Below are 17,262 nucleotides of genomic sequence, written 5' to 3'. Positions count from 1 at the left end.
GCAGTGCCGGGAACGACCGCTAGCGGGCCGGCGCTTGCGGGTCACTGCCTGACGTCCCGGGAGCTGTCGGCTCGTCGTCCGCTGACGGCAGCGAGGCGGCGTCCAGCTGCCAGCTGTGACAGTTCTCACCGGGCAGGCGGCTGGCCAGCCATTGCGGCAGCGCCTCGTTGACCCATTGCTGCGCGGTATCGATACCGGGGGTATGGATCACCAGGCTGGCTCCCGGCGCGACCGGCAGGTCGGCTGCGCCACGCGTGAGGCGATTCCAGCTGGCGATGGGCCGCGTGAGCACCTGCCCCTGGGGGGTGACGAGGCTGGCCCGTGCCGCCTGGCCCAGCGAGTCGGCGGCGCGGCGCTCATCGATCAAGGCGTCCAGTGTCAGGCCGGGGCTCCACTGGCGCTGGTGCACGCCGCTGGCGTCCAGGATCACCACGTCGCGGGGAGCCTGACAGGCACCGATCACCATGCCGGGAGCGATGCGTATCGCCCGCGGGCCATCGCGCATGTCAGTGAGCGGATTCAGCTGGCCGGGCAGGCGTGCCAGTACGCTGCGTGGCTCACCCTGTTGACGGCCCTGATCGAGATAGCGCTGCCAGGCGTGCAACCCCTCGACATAGGCGGCCCGAGAGCTGCCCTCAGGTGCTCCCACCGCGTAGCGAGCCGCGATCAGTTCAATCTCGGCGCTCAGGCGGTTGGCGGTCGCGGCCATCTGCCGGCGAATCAGCGGCGTGCTGACGAAGCTGTAGCGCCAGTCCAGCGCCATGCGTGTCTGGTGGGAGGACCATTGCTGTTCCAGTACCTGACTGGCCAGTGGCGTGCTGGCGGCGCTGAAGGGCAGCGGCGTCTCGTTCGCTCGGGCGAGGGTCGGGGTCAGCAGGGCGGCCAGGCACACCCCCGTGGGCAATGTGCGGGCGAGGGCGCGCAGCGGTCCCTCGACGCGGGCCGAGTCGTGTGCGGGGCGAGCAGAATCAGGTCGTGAAAAGCGCATTACCATGCCTTGGCGATCTCCCAGCCGAAGCGTGGCCCGTCCGGCCAGGCCGTCATGTCGGCGGCCCACACCCGAGTGGCATCGCGCCATATCTCGTTGGTGGTAGTGTGGCCATCGTCCCATGCCAGGGTCTCTGTGCAGTGTTGCAGCGACAGCTCGGCCAGTGGCAGCGCGTGTGGCGCGGCGGCCTCACAGCGCAGATGTGCATCGGCTTCATGCACCTGCATCACCGGCACGTCGTCTTGATGCTGACTGCCGGAGGAAGCGGCATCTGCCCGCTCCAGCCGGCGAGGATAGGGGCTCAGGGCGCTGACACTGACGCGATAGCGGCTGTCGTCAGCCATCAGCCAGGCCGGACGCGCCAAGGCGCGCCCGGTAGTGCTTTGCTCATGCCTGTCCGCGATGTCTCGCGTGAAGCCGGATGTCGCGGACAGTACGCCGTCGCGCAGTTCGATGATGCCGCGGTCCTGGCTCTCGAAACGCGCGATGCGTCCCTCATCCTCGAGCGTGGCCAACACGACCAGTGCCGTGTTGTTGCCATGCAGGAACTTGAGGGAGGCGTAGGGCAGTTCACTGGCGCGCGCCGCCTCGAAGTCATCCTTGCCGAAGGCATCGCCCACCGAACTGGCCACTATCTGGGCACAGCCGCTCACTGACACGGCACAGGCAGTGATGCCCAGCAGCGTCAGCGAGCGCCGGATGCCTGGAAGGTGCCTGGCTGGCGATTGGCGATGATTCGCGCCTGAACGACGCGATGCGGAGCGCGACGTCATCAACGTGTCCCGGTAGAGCCGGTGGTACCTGTCGTGCCGGTGGTACCGGTGGTGCCGGTCGTCCCGCCACCGACGGTGCCCGTGGCCGCGCCGGCCGCGATGCTGCCGCCGTTGGTGCTCGGGGTCACGCTGCCGGACGCGCTCTGGCTGGCCGTGCCGCTGCCAGCGGCGCTGCCGGTGGGAACGCTACCGGTCGTGCCGGTGGTGCCAGTCGTGCCGGTCGTACCAGTCGTGCCGGTAGTACCAGTCGTGCCGGTCGTGCCGGTGGTGCCGGTGGTACCGGTCGTGCCAGTGGTACCGGTCGTGCCGGTCGTCCCCGTCGCAGCCTGCCCAGCGGGAGGTGCCTCCTCTTCCGCCATGGCGTTGCCTGCCAACAGCAGGGCACCGGACAGGCCGAGAATGGCGCCGATATGTGACTTGCGCATATGAAGTCTCCTTGATGAGCATTGCCGGTCATCTGCCAGTCAGGGCGCTGCGATGACTGGGCTCGGTGATGGGTGGCCAAGGCCAGCGTCGTGCATGCCGGATGCCGTGCTGTCTCTGACCATCGGCAACACTGCTGCTGAGAGTTGCGTCGTGGTGTGCGTGAGCAAGCTCACGCCTGTTCCATGATCTGCAGGGCGCCGTCCCTGATACCGTCCGTAGCATCTTCCCTGGCGCAGCCTCGTCCTGAGGTGTTCCTGCCATGGCCGCATTCCCTGGCCACCGTATTGCTCGCTTTCGAGGTGATGACATCGCCGTCGTCATGAGAAATGTGCATGCACATTTCAGACGGACGCCTCTCTCTATCCCCCGTGAAAGCGAGGCCCATGTTAACCAGAAAATGTCGGCTGTCTAGCGAGAGAGGTCGCGTCGATGTGGCGTTGATGGAAAGCGAAATATTTATGTAAAAAAGAGTAATTGTGGTGTGGATAAAAGCAGACATGCCTGTCGATCTTTCAGACACCGCGGGCGCTGGACTTGATCCGCATGGCTGCTGAAATTCTTGTGAAGGATGTGTCGATTTGCAGACGAACCCAGCGTTGCACTGTCTGTAATCAGCTACGTCGCCATGTGGCGGTTAGCGACACACGTCGTGCTGATGATGATACAAAGCAATGTTTTTATTGGATTTTTGTAACAGCGCTCGATTGGCGAGCGGCGTGGATCAGGTAAAATGCGCAACAGATGGAGTCTGGTCACTCCACTCTTGATGCCCATGAAGACGACGCAGAGGACAGTGCGATAAACGTTGCCATCACGTTGTGGAACCTGCGCCGTCAGGTGGGTGTGGTGGGCACTGTCGATGGCGTGAATATGTGCCTGTAAAAGGTGTCATCGATGTGCAGCAGAGACGTGATTTTATGAGGAAGACTTCGTGTAAATCGAAGGGGACTCAATCACATTCATCGTCTTCATGGGCCAGCATTCGCGTGATTGCCCAAGGGAGTGTTCGCGCCATTGCCAGACAGGCGCAAGCCGTCATGCAAGGGGCGGGACGCCAGCAGACGCAAGTACTCAAGCAAACCAAGACATGACACCAGCACGAGGGATCACCCTCGGCCCGAGGTCACCGTCGTTGCAACTGTCGTTGCACATGGGGCCATCGCGTTACGCAAGGCGAACCGAAGACGTTATCGAATTGGTCCCGGCGTCAGCGTGCGGCGGGAATGATCGGGGCAGCCTCGCATCAATCGCTGCTCGGGTCTGTCGACTCAACGGACTTCAGATGAAAAATGCACTGATCGCACGACTTCTGGGCGCCAGCTTGAGCCTCGGCGCCCTCACCGGACTGGCGGGCTGCGTCTTCGCGCCCGGCGGCGACATCGACTATGACACCTCGGCCGCGCCGGTGGATGACATCGTCGATGTGGAGCCCATCACCTTCGGCTTGATCAAGGCCCAGGCGCGGGCGGATGCCCAGGCACGCCAGGCGGCTCGGGGTGACGGCACCCAGCGCGAGCTGGAGCAGGCGCTGACCCAGGAGCTCAACAGCAGTACCCGTGCGCAACTGGCGCCGGATTATCAGTACCACGTGGGGCCGGGCGACATTCTCAATATCGTCGTCTATGACCACCCGGAGCTGTCGTTGCCCACGGGCTCCGAGCGCAGCGCCCAGGAAGCCGGCAACGTGGTGCATGCCGACGGCACGCTCTTCTATCCCTATATCGGCCGTGTCCAGGTCAGCGGCAAGACCCTGGACGAGATCCGTCGGGTGCTGGGCGAGCGCCTCCAGCCCTATCTCAACGAGCCGCAGATCGACGTCAAGGTGGCGGCCTTCCGCAGTCAGAAGGTGCGGATCAGCGGTGAGGTGGAGCAGCCTGGCGTGCAGCCCATCAATGATGTGCCGTTGAGTCTGCTCGATGCCATCGCCGCCGCCGGCGGCATGACCGGAGACGCGGACTGGCACAACGTGGTGCTCAAGCGCAATGGCGAGGAGACCGTCATCTCGCTCTATGAGCTGCTGGCACAGCGCAATGCGGCGACCGGCGAGGCACGTGATCGGCTGCTCAAGGACGGTGATGTCCTGTATGTGCCGGATGTCGGGACCCGCAAGGTGTTCGTGATGGGTGAGGTCGACAAGTCGGTCAGCCTGCCGCTGGGCAGAAGCCCCATCTCGCTGACCGATGCCATCGCCCAGGCGGGCGGCATCAAGGAAGACTCCGCGGATGCCTCCGGCATCTTCGTGGTACGGCGGGACCGGGAAGACCCCGAGAAGCTGGCCACCGTCTATCAGCTGGATGCTCGCAACACCACGGCCCTGATTCTGGGCGCCGACTTCGCGCTCAAGCCGCAGGATGTCGTCTATGTCACGGCCGCGCCGGTGTCGCGCTGGAACCGCGTGATCAGTCAGTTGCTGCCCACCGTGAGCTCCATCTACTACAGCACCGAAATCCAGGACAACCTCGATACCCTCGGCCAGTAAGGCGAGGGGTCGTCAAGGCGTCCCTGCCCGTCGCGATGCACGGGCAGGACACCAGGAGAGTGACTCAACGATGTCGATTCGCAATGCCCATTCCTCCCGTCAGACGGGGGCCACCGAACCCGCAGCGGTACCGGCGCGCACCAGTCTCGATCTGGGCCGCATGCTGGGTCAGCTGTATGACAGCCGCCTGACGCTGGCGCTGATCACCGGCTCCTTCACCGTGCTGGCGGTGCTCTATGCGCTGCTGGCGACGCCGATCTACAAGGCCGATGCGCTGGTGCAGGTCGAGGATGGTGGCAGCAACATGAATCCGCTGCGGGATGTCTCCAGCATGCTGCGGGGGGAGGCGCCGCCGTCGGAATCCGAGATCCAGATCATCACCTCGCGCCTGGTGCTGGGCGAGACCGTCAAGAAGGAGCAGCTGGATCTGGTGGTCAAGCCTTACCAGTACCCGGTGATCGGGACCTTCCTGCGCAGCCACGAGGTGGAGCGCCCGAGCTGGCTGTCCGGTTCCAGCATGGTGTGGGCCGGCGAGTCACTGGAAGTGGCCAGCCTGGCCGTGCCCAAGGCCTGGGACAACGTCCCGCTGACGCTGGTGACGCTCGGCTCGGGTGAGCAGGGCCGCTATGAACTGCGCTACGACGGCAAGGTGCTCGGCACAGGCTCGGTGGGCAAGCGTGAGCGTTTCGAGGGACCGCTGGGCGAGGTGAGTCTCGAGGTGACCTCGCTCACCGCGGGCGAGGGAGCCGAGTTCACCCTGATGCACCAGTCCACTCTGGAAGCCACCAATGCGTTGCGCGCGCGCTTCGCGGTGGCCGAGATGGGCAAGGAGACCGGCGTGCTGGGGCTGGCACTGGTGGGGGAAGACCCGCTGCGCACCCAGCAGGTGCTTGAGCGCATCACCGAGACCTATCAGCAGCAGAACATCGACCGTCAATCGGCGGAAGCGGAGAAGTCGCTCGAATTCCTCAAGGAACAGGTGCCGACCGTCCGCAAGAAGCTGACCGAGGCCGAAGAGCGTCTCAATGCCTATCGCGGCAAGAGTGACAGCGTGAATCTGGATCTCGAGACCAAGTCGGTGCTCGAGCAGCTGGTGAACATCGACAACCAGCTCAACCAGACCCAGCTCGAGGAAGCGGAGCTCTCCGGCAAGTTCAACCCGAGTCACCCAAGCTACGTGGCACTGCGCAAGAAGCGCGCGGATCTTGAACGCACGCGCAGTGAGCTCGAGAAGCAGGTGGGGGATCTTCCGGACACCCAGCAGGAGATCCTGCGTCTGGAGCGTGAAGTCGAGGTCAATCAGCAGATCTACGTGCAGCTGCTCAACAAGACCCAGGAAATGAACATCGCCCAGGCCAGCACCATCGGCAACATCCGCATCCTGGATGAGGCCGTGGCGCAGCCGCACCCGGTCAGCCCGCGCAAGGCGATGATCGTGGTGATCGCGACCCTGCTGGGCGCCATGCTGGGTGTGGTCTTCGTGCTGCTGCGCTCGCTGCTGCATCGTGGCATCGAGACACCGTCGGAGCTTTCCGATCTCGGCCTCAACGTGCATGCGACCCTGCCGCTCTCCGAGGAGCAGGCGCGCCTCAATCGTCGCCTGGCGCGAGGCATCAAGCGCTTCTCCTCCTTCAAGCTCGGCAAGGGCGCCACGGCGGCGGCCGGCAATGCCGCGCCCGGCCTGCTGGCCGTACGCAATCCGGCAGATCTCTCCATCGAGGGTCTGCGGGGTCTGCGTACCAGCCTGCACTTCGCGATGATGGAAGCTCCCGACAACCGCCTGATGATCTGCGGCCCCAGCCCGGGCATCGGCAAGAGCTTCGTGTCCGCCAACCTGGCCGCCGTCTGTGCCCAGGCAGGCAACCGCGTGCTGGTGATCGATGCCGACATGCGCCGTGGTCACGTGCATCAGAGCATGGCGGGCCAACAGGTGGGCGCCGTGGCACCGGGGCTGAGCGACTACCTGCTCGGCAAGGTGGAGCGCAGCGCCATCATCCGCAGCATCGCCGACGAGAGCCTGGCGGTGGTCGGCGAAGGCGGTGAGACGCCGGACACCCTCTGCTACGTGGCTCGCGGCACCTCACCGAGCAATCCCTCCGAGTTGCTGCTGCAGGCGCGCTTCTCCGAGCTGCTCGAGTGGGCCAGCGAGAACTTCGACATGGTCATCGTGGATACGCCGCCGATCCTGGCGGTCACCGATGCGGCCATCGTCGGCAAGCTGTGCGGCGTCAGCGTGATGGTGACGCGCTTCATGCACAACTCGCCCAAGGAAATCGAAGCCGCATTGGAGCGCTTCGCTTCCAGTGGCGTGAGCGTGGATGGCGCCATCCTCAACGCCGTCGAGCGCAAGGCGACCACGGCCTACAGCTACGGCTACAGCTATCACGACTACCAGTATCAGGGCGGCGCAAATACGTGAGTGCTGACTTGCCATCCACGGCGACGCCCCTATGTCTGATGACAGCTCGTCAACAGACACCCAGGCGGAAGACGACGTATCGCAAGGCCCGGTGTCACTCGACACCACGTCACCGACACGGCGCGGCATGCTGGCCCGAAGGGCGCATGCGGCGTGATGAGAAGACAGCACGATTTGCGATAGACCGGTGCAGGCCGCAAGGGCGGCGAGAGACGGCACCGGGTGTGATGAACGGAAACACCACTCGAACGCAAACCAAGGGGGAGACAGGCACATGAACACGACGACAAATCCAGCGACGACCGGACTCGAGGGGCGTCAGCGACATTCGCGCATGTACGAACGTCTGATGTTCAACTCGCTGTGTCAGGCGCTGGTGGGTCTGATTCTGGCGGTGGGTGTCCCGCTGTTGCTGATCAATGGCCTGCGCCCCTGGGTCAGCGAGATGCGCATGCACAGCGTCATCGCGGCCAGCGGTGGCTTCCTGCTCGCGCTGCAGGCGATTCGTCACATGTCGCGCTACCCCGGTGCCAAGGCATTCGCCTACGTGCTGCCGGCCATCACCATCAGCTATCTGCTGGCGATGAGCGTGCTGATCGCGCTGGATCTGCGCTTCAGCCGTATCGTGCTGGGCAGCTCCTGGCTCGCGGCGATGCTGATCTGCTCCATCGGCTTCTGGGCCGAGCAGCGCACCCGCATCCGCAAGCTGGCCGTGGTGCCGTTCGGTGACTATCGCAACCTGTTCACCACTCGTGGGGCGCGCTGGAACCTGATGCGCGCACCGGACCTGGGCCAGGAGCGCTACAACGGCGTGGTCGCGGACCTGGAAGCCGAGATGCCGGCCGAGTGGCAGCGTTTCCTGGCCAACTGCGTGCTCAACCGCATTCCGGTCTACGACGCCAGTGAAGTGCGCGAGTCGCTCACCGGTCGCGTGGAGCTGAACCAGGTGCGCGAGAACAGCTTCGGTCAGCTGGCACCCAACAGTGAATATGAGCTGTTCAAGCGTCTGTTCGACGTGCTGGCCGTGCTGGCGGTGGCCCCGTTCGTGCTGCCGATCTGCCTGGTGACTGCCGTGCTGATCCGTCTGGATTCGCCGGGTGGCGTGTTCTTCGTGCAGGAGCGTGTCGGTCAGGGCGGTCGTCCGTATCGCATGTTCAAGTTCCGCAGCATGTGCCATGACAGCGAGAAGTCCGGTGCCCAGTTCGCCCAGGCCAACGACATGCGCGTGACCCGTATCGGCCGCGTGATCCGCAAGACCCGCATCGATGAGCTGCCTCAGTTCATCAACGTGCTCAAGGGCGAGATGAGCCTCATCGGTCCGCGTCCGGAACAGGTCAAGTTCGTGAATGAATTCGCCGAACAGATCCCGTTCTACAACTACCGTCACGTGGTACGTCCTGGCATCACCGGCTGGGCGCAGGTGACCCAGGGTTACGCCTCCGATGCTGACGAGACGCGCGAGAAGCTCGAGCACGACTTCTACTACATCAAGCGCTTCTCCGTGTGGCTGGATCTGTTGATCGTCGGTCGTACCATCAAGACCATGCTGACCGGTTTCGGGGCACGCTGAGCATGCTGACCGTCAGTGGCTATTACGTCGGCTTCATGGCCCTGCTGGTGGCAGTTCTGCCACTGGCGGCCAGCGAGCGCACCCGCATGGTGGGTGCCTGGCTGGGTGGCGGGCTGTGTCTGGCGTTCATGGCATTGCGTTACGACGCAGGATACGACTACTTCTCGTATCGCCAGATGGCCACCTGGCAGGTCGACCTGAGCTTCCTCGAACCCGCGCCGGCGGCACTGGCGCGCATGGCTCGGGCCTGGGGGGAACCGCAGCTGTTCTTCTTCATCACTGCCTTCCTCTATGTATCGTGCTTCGTCACCGCACTGGTGATGAGCCGCCGCAACCTGGCCTGGTGCCTGCTGTTCTTCGTCTGCCTGCCGCTGATCTATCTCTCGGCCTTCGGCTTCGTCAAGCAGCACGTGGCGATCGCCCTGTTCATGGTGGCGATGGCCTGTCTGGAACGCGGCATGCGGCTGCCGGCGCTGGTGCTGATGCTCGTCGGCACCAGCTTCCACTACACCCTGGCGCTGTATCTGCCGTTGCTGGTGCTCTACCCGCTGCTGCGACGCGCCTATCCCTTCTGGGTCTATCTGGGGCTGCTGCCGCTGTGTTTCGTGGCAGGACCGCTGGCCAAGAGCGCACTCAGCGCGCTGGGGCTCTATGCCCACTACTTCGAGGATTTTTCCGGGGGCGGGCAGAAGCTCTATGTCATCTATCTGCTGATCTGCCTGGGGACGCTGGGACTCTGGAAGCATTTCCGCCTGTCACTGGACCCCTGGGCCTTCAATCTGATGTTCATCGGCGTGGCGCTCTACACCCTGTTCATCACCTATGGTGAGCACGTGGCCCGCGCCAGCTACTACTTCCTGCCGTTTGCCATCTTCGTCATCTGTGACGTCATCGAGCACTTCCGCGACAAGCTGCTGCCCAGTCTGATCAGCGGTGCGCTGATGATGGCGTTGTTCTTCATGTCGCTGAAGGTGGCGGCCGGCAATCAGGATCATGATTTCTTGAACAACTACCAATTCTATTTCTTGAGCGATGAAGCACTGGTGGTCGGCAATGGAGGTCAGTCATGAGCGAAGCGCTGATCTTCTCGCTGTTCAACCTGATGGCGCGTGGCCTGTCGTCCGCGGCGGGCCTGCTGCTGGCGCGAGCCGTGGCGCCCGAGGCCTTCGGGGAATATGCCCTGGCCCTCAACTATGCGGTGTTGCTGGGCGTGCTGGCGCGCATGGGCGGCAACGAGGTGCTGCTGGTCACCGAAGATGGTGCCAGTGGCGCGGCGCTGCGCCGCTGGATGGGCGTCGGCATCGGCCTCTACGCCTTGCTGGCCATCGCCTTCGCCGTGGGCATCGCGCCGCTGCTGGGGCTGTCTGCCTTCATCTTCGCCTTCTGTGCCCTGCGCGCCGGGGCGGAGCAGGTCGGCCTGCAGATGGTCAATTCGCGCCTGCAGCGTCAGGAGCGCCTGGGGCGCGTCAATCTGATGACGGTGCTGATCTCGCTGGCGGTGGCGATCGCGGTGGCCTGCGCGGCAGGTCCGGCGCTCTATCATCAGGGCGTCGCGCTGCTGACCGGCGCCGAATTCAGCGCCGAGCTGACCACGCCGTCCGGCATGTTCGGCCTGGCACCGGTGGCCACCTTCGTGATGGTCAGTGCCCTCGCGCTGGTCATCGTGATGCTGCTGGGCATGTGGCTGTCACATGACGCGGCGGCGGATGCGCGGGCGGCGGCTGCCAGCCGCGATGGCGCAAGCTCAAGTCGCCTGCCGAGCAAGGCGGACTTCGCGCGTGGACGCGGCTTTCTCTACAACAACCTGATGTCATTCGCCTACCTGCAGGCCTGGGTGATCCTGGCCGGGCTCGCCTTCGCGCCCGCCCAGGTGGCCAGTGTCTCGGTGGTGACCTCCATCGTGTTCGCGCTCTATGTCTTCCCCACCAGCCTGTATCGCTACTACCTGCCCAAGCTGACCCAGGGTGATGGCCGCCTCAAGGAATACCTGATCATCGCCAGCGGCTTCGCGCTGCCGGTGGCGGGCGGTCTGGCACTGGTGGCGCCGTGGCTGGCCGAGCACTTCCTGAGCGGCGCCTATCCGCGCCTGATCATGACGCTGCGCGCCTTCGCGCTGGTCTACCTGGTGCACGCCTTCGTCACCTGCGCCTTCACGCGTCTGGCGGCACTGCGCCTGAATGGCAAGCGCCTGCTGTGCCAGAGCACCGGGGCCATTCTGGTGGTCGGTGGGGGCCTTTCGATCGCGGCGCTCAATCACTCGCTCGGCAGCGCGTCCGGCGAGAGCGGCAGCCTTCTGGGCATCGACCTCTACCACCTCTTCCTGTGCGTGCCGGTCACCGCGGAGCTGGTGATGCTGGCGATGGCGATCCTCTTCCAGCCGGCTCGCCAGCAAGAGGCGGCCGCGACGGCCAGCCCTTGACGTTCGGCCTTGGGGCCGACGAGTACACGACATTTCACGTGGCGATGCCCGGGCATCGTGCACACCGAACAGCGACATTACGGATAGAAGGACGAACAGCATGGCCAAGATATGCATGACGCACGGATGGCATGACGACAACAAGGGCGACTCCGCCATCCTGATGGGCACCATCGACTTCCTCGACCAGCTGATCGATGCCGAACACGGCCGCAGCGATGTCTCCGGTGAAGGCGTGGCGAAGGCCGAAGGCCATCGCATCGATATCCTGCCCATCGATGATCAGGTGTTCGCCACCGAGCGCGGACCCTTCCGCCACATTCGTCGCCGCTACCGCGAGCGCGTCACCGTCGGTCAGCCCTTGATGCCGCCGATGCGTGACAAGCTGCGCTTCGTCACCTCGCTGCTGGGGCTGGGGGCCAAGATGGCGTTCGGCAAGCAGGGCAAGAGCGGCAACGATGTCATCGACGGTGCCGACCTGGTGGTGGTGAAGGGCGGTCATATCTTCCACAACGGCAGCTTCAAGAAGACCCTGTCTTCCTGGCTGGCGCTGATCGGCTATCTGGCGCCGGTGATGCTGGCGCGCAAGGCCGGCAAGCGCGTGCTGTTGCTGGGCCACTCCTTCGGCCCGTTCAAGACCCCGGCCCAGGAGCGCTTCTTCCTGCGCACCCTGAGCGACTGCCTGGTGGTCTCGCGTGAGGAGATCACCCACGCCATGACCCAGAAGGCCGACCCGAAGCTGCCGCATGCGCTGCTGGGCACCGACATGGCCTTCGCCATGGCCCCGCGGGCGAGCGATGAACATGCCGAGGTCAAGGCACCGGGCGGCGTGGCCTCTCCCTATGCCGTGATTACCCTGCGTGACTGGTGGGGGCTGGATCAGCAGGCCTTCGCCGAGCGTGTCGAGGTGCTGTCGCGTTCACTGCTGGAATCCCGGGAGCGTCTGGGCATCGAGCGCCTGATGATCGTGCCGCACGTGCTGGGTCCGACCGATATCGAGAATGACCAGCGCATCTCCCAGCTGGTGTTCGATCACCTGCAGAAGGCACTGGCCGCCGCTGACGGGGGCCAGGAGCTCGCCACGCGCATCGAGCTGGTGCAGGGCGACCCGAGCCCGGATGCGCTGGTGGATCTCTACCGCGACGCCGAATTCCTGGTGGGCACGCGTTTCCACTCGGTCATCTTCGCGCTGATGTCCGGCACGCCGGTCTACGCGCTGTCCTACTGTGGCCCCAAGGCGCCGGGCATCATGCGTGACTTCGGGCTCGGCGACAGCGTTCAGGACATCGAGAACTTCGACCCGGCACGCATCGTGGCCGACATCGAGGCGCTGGTCGCCGACAAGGCCTTCCCGGCACTTGCCGAGCGCGTCATCGCCGACAAGCTGGCGATCACCGCCGACATCACGCGGGACTTCCTGCGCCGCGCACCGGGACGCGCCGGTGTCTGGGGTCAGCGTGAGCTCAAGCTCAATGACGACGCCTATCCGGCGCCGACGGCTGCCAAGGCACCTGCCGCGACGGACCCCGTGGCCGCGGATGCCCCGGCCGCTGAGCACGCCACCCACGACAGCGAGCCTGTCGTGCGAGGAGTCTGACATGGCCCATGTCGCTCTGTTGATCCAGGACATCAGCGCCTGCGGTGGCGTCGAGAAGGTGATGCACGGCCTGGCGCGTGATCTGCGCGACAGCCATCAGGTCACGCTGGTGTCGGTGCGTGAAGGCGAGCCCTACTGGGGCCGTCTCGAGGGTGTCGAATACCGCACTCTGGGACTGCCCGCCACCGGTACGCGCAAGAACTTCCGCCACTGGGTGACGCATCTGCGTCGTCTGATGCTGGAGGCGCGCATCGAGGTGATGGTCAGCGGCTACTTCGCCTTCCATCTGGCCGCCCAGCTGGCGGCGCGTGGCACCGGAGGCCGTGACGAGGCGGGCAATTCGCGCCCGCTGACCCGCGTGATCGCCCAGGAGCACAGCGCCTACCATCACGATCGTCGCGCCAAGCGCGTCATCAAGCACCTGCTCTATCGTCATCTCGATGTCCTGCAGGTGCTCAACGAGGTGGATGCGGAATGCTGGCGGCGGCGTGGTCTGCAACCGACGGTGATCCCCAACTATCTGGATGATCTCGCGGAGCGCGAGACGCGCGCCGAGTGCGAGCGTCAGGCCGACGTGGTGATGGTGGGGCGTCTGGCGCCGATCAAGCGTGTCGATCTGGCGATCCGTGCCTTTGCCCATTCGGGTTACCGCCGCGGGCGTCTGGTGCTGGTCGGGGATGGTCCGGAACGTGAGTCCTTGCTGGCGCTGTGCCACGAGCTGGGGCTGAAGGTCTTCCAGGGCGCCAACGACGACAGCGTGCCGGATGATACCCGGGTGCTGTTCACCGGCGCGCTGCAGGACGTCTCGCGTGAGTTGCGCCGAGCCCGTCTGCTGTTGCTGACGTCCGAGCGTGAATGCCTGCCGATGAACGTGCTGGAAGCCAAGCGTGAGGGCCTGCCGTGCCTGTCACGCCCGGTGCGTTCAGGCCCGCTGGCATTGATTCGCCACGATGTCGATGGCGTGCTGAGTGCCGAAGCGGACAGTGCCGGTGAGGTAGAGATCGTGCAGGAGCTGGCGCATGAACTGGCGCGTCTCGAATTTGACGACCATCGCCTGCTGCATCTCTCGAAGGCCGCACGCGAGAGCTTTGCCCACTACAGCCGTGATGCGGTGCTGCCGGACTATCAACGCCTGATCACGCGCCTGGTGCCGGCCGATTCGCGCCAGCGCGCATTCGTGAACGGCGTCAGCGTCAGTGGATCCCACTCGCCTCATTCCAAGGAGAAGGCCCATGGCTGATGTGTCCGTCATCATGCCCAACTACGGCTATGACCGCCGCCTGCATGCCGCCGTCGATTCCGTGCTGGCCCAGAGCGAGCCGGTGCGCGAGATCCTGATCAGCGACGATGCCTCACCCGATGGTGCCGCCGCGCGACTGCGCGAGGATTTCGCGGCGCTGGAGACCGGCGACGTCGAGATCCGCATCCTCGAGACCGACACCAACGGCGGGCCGGGGCGTGCCCGCAACCGTGCCATCGCCGAGGCCCAGGGCCGCTACATCGCCTTCCTGGACGCCGATGATGCCTGGCTGCCGGAGAAGATCGAACGCCAGATCGCCTTCATGCAGGAGACCGGTGCCGGACTGTCCTACACCGGCTACGAGATGGTGGATGAGCAGGGCAACCATGTCTCCCACTTCGCACCGCCGGTGCGTCTGACGCGTGACGACATGCTGCGCTCCAACTCCATCGGCTGCCTGACCGCCATCTATGACGCGGGGCGCTTCGGGCGTTTCTACATGCCGACCATCCGCAAGCGTCAGGACCTGGCGCTGTGGCTGATCATCATCGGTCAGCTGGGCCCGGCGCAGGGCATGCCCGAGCCGCTGGCGCGTTACACGCGTCGCGAGAGCAGCGTGTCCTCCAACAAGTTCAAGGCCGCCGCCTACCAGTGGCGTCTGTATCGTGAGGTGCTGGGGATGGATGTGATCAGCGCCAGTCGCAACTTTGTCCATTACGCGGTGAACGGTTATGCAAAACATCGTTGATGAAACTATCTCCGTCGATCCCGCTCGTCATGCAGGCCGCCCCATGCAGGAATCCCGTGCTCGTGTGCTGAAGCATCAGCGTCAGGTGGAAGACAGCGCCCGTCGTCAGGTGCCGGAACTGACCTTCCTGATCTCGACCCTGGATGCCGGGATCTACAGCGTGCCGCGTTATGACGAGCTGCCCGGTGCCCGCTTCCTGATCGTGCATCAGCTGTCGGAAGCCCACCAGGACGAGGCGCAGCGCGATATCTTCCGCGAGTACGTGCTGGCCCATTTCGACAGCCGTTTCGAGTATCTGGCGGTCGCGGGGCGTGGTCTCTCCAAGAGCCGCAACATCGCGCTGGCGGCCTGTCCGACACGCTACGCCTACATCCTGGACGACGATGTCCAGCTGCATCCCCAGGCCGTGTCGCTGGTGATGGAAGCCTTCACCTGTACCGAGGCGGCGGCGATCAGCTTCCCGCACGTCAAGGCCTTCCCCTTGCACGAACGGGACCCGGATCGTCCGGCACCGCCGGTCGCCTTCAAGGCCCACACCCTGATGTCACTGGCTCGCGTGCGCTCGGTGGACATGGCACTGGATCTCTGCCAGTTCCATGCCCGCTTCGATGAGCAGTTCGGGCTGGGCACCGACCAACCCTCCGGCGAGGAATTCATCGTGATGAGCGATGCCCGCCGTCAGGGCGCGCGCCTGATGCGCGCCAATCTGGGCATCGTCGCCCATGCGGGGGTCACCTCCGGCAGCGACTTCTACAGCTCGCCCGCCAAGGCGCGCACCAAGGGGCGGATGTTCGCCCGGGTCACTGGCAGTCGCTTCTCGCCGCTGGCACTGGCCTTCCTGGTTCGCAAGGCCCCGATCGCCTTCAAGCGCGGCTATCTGGCGACCTTCGTCGGCAATTTCTTCCGCTAGTCGCCCGCGCGACACACACGTACGCCCGAATCGGCATGGGCAGACGCCGATGGATGGCAGTCTCTGCGCTTTTCTCTCTCCCCACTGACGTTGCCCGTCAGTGGGTTGGGTAACGTCACGCCGGATTCGGGCCGAGGGGCGATCTGTCAGTGGTTCACGGTCTCCCTGCAGTGGGAGATCCGCCCCGACCGGTATCGCTCATGCATCGCTTTGGCGCATTGCGTTCACACTCGAGATGGCCGTCAGGCCAACAAGGATGACATTCAATGAAGATCACGATTTTCGGAAGCGGTTATGTAGGCCTGGTCACCGGTACCTGCCTGGCCGATGTGGGACATGATGTGGTGTGCATGGACGTGGACGCCGCCAAGATCGAGCGCCTCAAGCAGGGCGAGATTCCCATCTACGAGCCGGGACTCGAGAGCATGCTGCTGCGCAACGTGGAAGCCGGCCGTCTGAGCTTCACCACCGACGCCCGCGAGGCCGTCGCGCACGGCGTGCTGCAGTTCATCGCCGTGGGCACGCCGCCGGATGAAGATGGCAGTGCTGACCTCAAGTACGTGCTGGCGGTGGCCGAGAGCATCGGTGAGTACATGGATGACTACAAGGTCATCATCGACAAGTCCACCGTGCCGGTGGGCACGGCAGACCGCGTGCACGCCCGCGTGGCTGAGGTGCTCAAGCACCGCGGCGTGAGCGTGGATTTCGATGTCTGCTCCAACCCGGAATTCCTCAAGGAGGGCGCGGCGCTGGAGGACTTCACGCGTGGGGCCCGCATCGTGGTCGGCACCGATTCCGAGAAGGTGCGCGAGCGCATGCGCGAATGCTACGCCCCCTACAACCGCAACCATGAAAAGCTGATGTTCATGGATGTGCGCGCCGCCGAGCTGACCAAGTACGCCGCCAACGCGATGCTGGCCACCAAGATCAGCTTCATGAACGAGATCTCCAACCTGGCCGAGCGCCTGGGCGCGGATATCGAGGAAGTGCGCCGCGGGATCGGCAGTGACCCGCGCATCGGTTACCACTTCATCTACCCGGGCTGTGGCTACGGTGGCTCCTGCTTCCCGAAGGATGTCCAGGCGCTGGCGCGTACCGCCAGCCAGATCGGCTATGAGGCCGAGCTGCTCACCGCGGTGGAATCCGTCAACAAGCGTCAGAAGGTCACGCTGTTCGAGAAGCTGTCACGCGCCTTCGATGGCGATCTCGCCGGCAAGACCATCGCCGTCTGGGGGCTGGCCTTCAAGCCGAACACCGATGACATGCGCGATGCGCCGAGCCGCACGCTGATGGAAGCGCTGTGGGCGGCGGGCGCCAAGGTGCAGGCCTATGACCCGGAATCCATGCGTGAGACACGCCGCATCTACGGCGAGCGCGATGATCTGGTGCTGGTGGCGGATCGCATCCAGGCGGTCAAGGGCGCGGATGCGCTGGTGATCTGCACCGAGTGGAAGGAATTCCGCACGCTGGATGCCGGCTGGCTCAAGACCCAGCTGGCCTTCCCGGTGGTGGTGGATGGCCGCAACCTCTTCGAGCCGTCCGCCATGAAGTCTGCCGGCCTGATGTATTACGCGGTCGGCCGTGGCGACACCCTGGCGCTGACGCGCGACTGACCCAGGCGGCGGCCTGCGACACGTGATGTGGCAAGCCGTCGTCGCGGCATCCCGACTCAGTCTTTGACTCAGCCCTCTGG

The 17,262-nt window shown here is 64.8% G+C and carries 14 protein-coding genes; 10 read left to right on the top strand and 4 right to left on the bottom strand.

Features of this window, described 5'->3' with window-relative positions; all coding sequences use genetic code 11:
• Positions 1-19 precede the first annotated feature (19 nt).
• The 4 genes from HXS65_RS16345 to HXS65_RS16330 all read right to left on the bottom strand — a co-directional run bounded on the left by HXS65_RS16345 (position 20) and on the right by HXS65_RS16330 (position 2,686).
• Positions 20-988: a hypothetical protein gene (locus HXS65_RS16345; protein WP_176494404.1), complete on the bottom strand. Its 969-nt coding sequence runs from the start codon at positions 986-988 to the stop codon at positions 20-22.
• Positions 988-1,761: a YjbF family lipoprotein gene (locus HXS65_RS16340; RefSeq protein WP_077374126.1), complete on the bottom strand. Its 774-nt coding sequence runs from the start codon at positions 1,759-1,761 to the stop codon at positions 988-990. Before HXS65_RS16340 ends, HXS65_RS16345 begins: the two co-directional genes overlap by 1 nt.
• Positions 1,761-2,186 (bottom strand): hypothetical protein, encoded by a 426-nt coding sequence (locus tag HXS65_RS16335; RefSeq protein ID WP_176494403.1) that lies wholly within the window; start codon positions 2,184-2,186, stop codon positions 1,761-1,763. The genes HXS65_RS16340 and HXS65_RS16335 overlap by 1 nt, the downstream gene beginning before the upstream one ends.
• Positions 2,187-2,356: 170 nt before the next feature.
• Positions 2,357-2,686, bottom strand: a complete 330-nt coding sequence (locus tag HXS65_RS16330) for a hypothetical protein (protein WP_176494402.1) — start codon at positions 2,684-2,686, stop codon at positions 2,357-2,359.
• A 783-nt stretch (positions 2,687-3,469) separates the two neighbouring features.
• On the opposite strand from HXS65_RS16330, the gene HXS65_RS16325 reads away from it, so the two are divergent.
• The 10 genes from HXS65_RS16325 to HXS65_RS16280 all read left to right on the top strand — a co-directional run bounded on the left by HXS65_RS16325 (position 3,470) and on the right by HXS65_RS16280 (position 17,182).
• On the top strand, positions 3,470-4,666 hold the full coding sequence (locus tag HXS65_RS16325; protein ID WP_084208231.1) for a polysaccharide export protein: 1,197 nt from the start codon (positions 3,470-3,472) through the stop codon (positions 4,664-4,666).
• Between the two features lie 70 nt (positions 4,667-4,736).
• On the top strand, positions 4,737-7,085 hold the full coding sequence (locus HXS65_RS16320) for a polysaccharide biosynthesis tyrosine autokinase (protein ID WP_176494401.1): 2,349 nt from the start codon (positions 4,737-4,739) through the stop codon (positions 7,083-7,085).
• Positions 7,086-7,359: 274 nt separating this feature from the next.
• Positions 7,360-8,655 (top strand): sugar transferase, encoded by a 1,296-nt coding sequence (locus HXS65_RS17625; protein WP_240499683.1) that lies wholly within the window; start codon positions 7,360-7,362, stop codon positions 8,653-8,655.
• Positions 8,656-8,657: 2 nt separating this feature from the next.
• Positions 8,658-9,725, top strand: a complete 1,068-nt coding sequence (locus HXS65_RS16310) for an EpsG family protein (protein ID WP_077374117.1) — start codon at positions 8,658-8,660, stop codon at positions 9,723-9,725.
• A complete protein-coding gene (locus tag HXS65_RS16305; protein ID WP_176494400.1) occupies positions 9,722-11,074 on the top strand; it encodes a hypothetical protein in 1,353 nt (450 codons plus the stop codon). The genes HXS65_RS16310 and HXS65_RS16305 overlap by 4 nt, the downstream gene beginning before the upstream one ends.
• 100 nt (positions 11,075-11,174) lie before the next feature.
• Positions 11,175-12,671: a polysaccharide pyruvyl transferase family protein gene (locus tag HXS65_RS16300; RefSeq protein WP_176494399.1), complete on the top strand. Its 1,497-nt coding sequence runs from the start codon at positions 11,175-11,177 to the stop codon at positions 12,669-12,671.
• 1 nt (position 12,672) lies between these two features.
• Positions 12,673-13,911, top strand: coding sequence for a glycosyltransferase (locus HXS65_RS16295; protein WP_167592981.1), 1,239 nt, complete (start codon positions 12,673-12,675; stop codon positions 13,909-13,911).
• Positions 13,904-14,659: a glycosyltransferase family 2 protein gene (locus tag HXS65_RS16290; RefSeq protein WP_176494398.1), complete on the top strand. Its 756-nt coding sequence runs from the start codon at positions 13,904-13,906 to the stop codon at positions 14,657-14,659. Before HXS65_RS16295 ends, HXS65_RS16290 begins: the two co-directional genes overlap by 8 nt.
• A gap of 43 nt (positions 14,660-14,702) precedes the next feature.
• Positions 14,703-15,569 (top strand): glycosyltransferase family A protein, encoded by an 867-nt coding sequence (locus HXS65_RS16285; RefSeq protein ID WP_167592982.1) that lies wholly within the window; start codon positions 14,703-14,705, stop codon positions 15,567-15,569.
• Between the two features lie 266 nt (positions 15,570-15,835).
• On the top strand, positions 15,836-17,182 hold the full coding sequence (locus HXS65_RS16280; RefSeq protein WP_141392678.1) for a UDP-glucose/GDP-mannose dehydrogenase family protein: 1,347 nt from the start codon (positions 15,836-15,838) through the stop codon (positions 17,180-17,182).
• Positions 17,183-17,262: the final 80 nt, after the last annotated feature.

Source organism: Cobetia sp. 5-25-4-2 (assembly GCF_013374075.1).
Taxonomy (GTDB): Bacteria; Pseudomonadota; Gammaproteobacteria; order Pseudomonadales; family Halomonadaceae; genus Cobetia; species Cobetia marina.
Note: the sequence above shows the minus strand (reverse complement) of the source record. Positions and strands in the feature narration are given on the sequence as shown.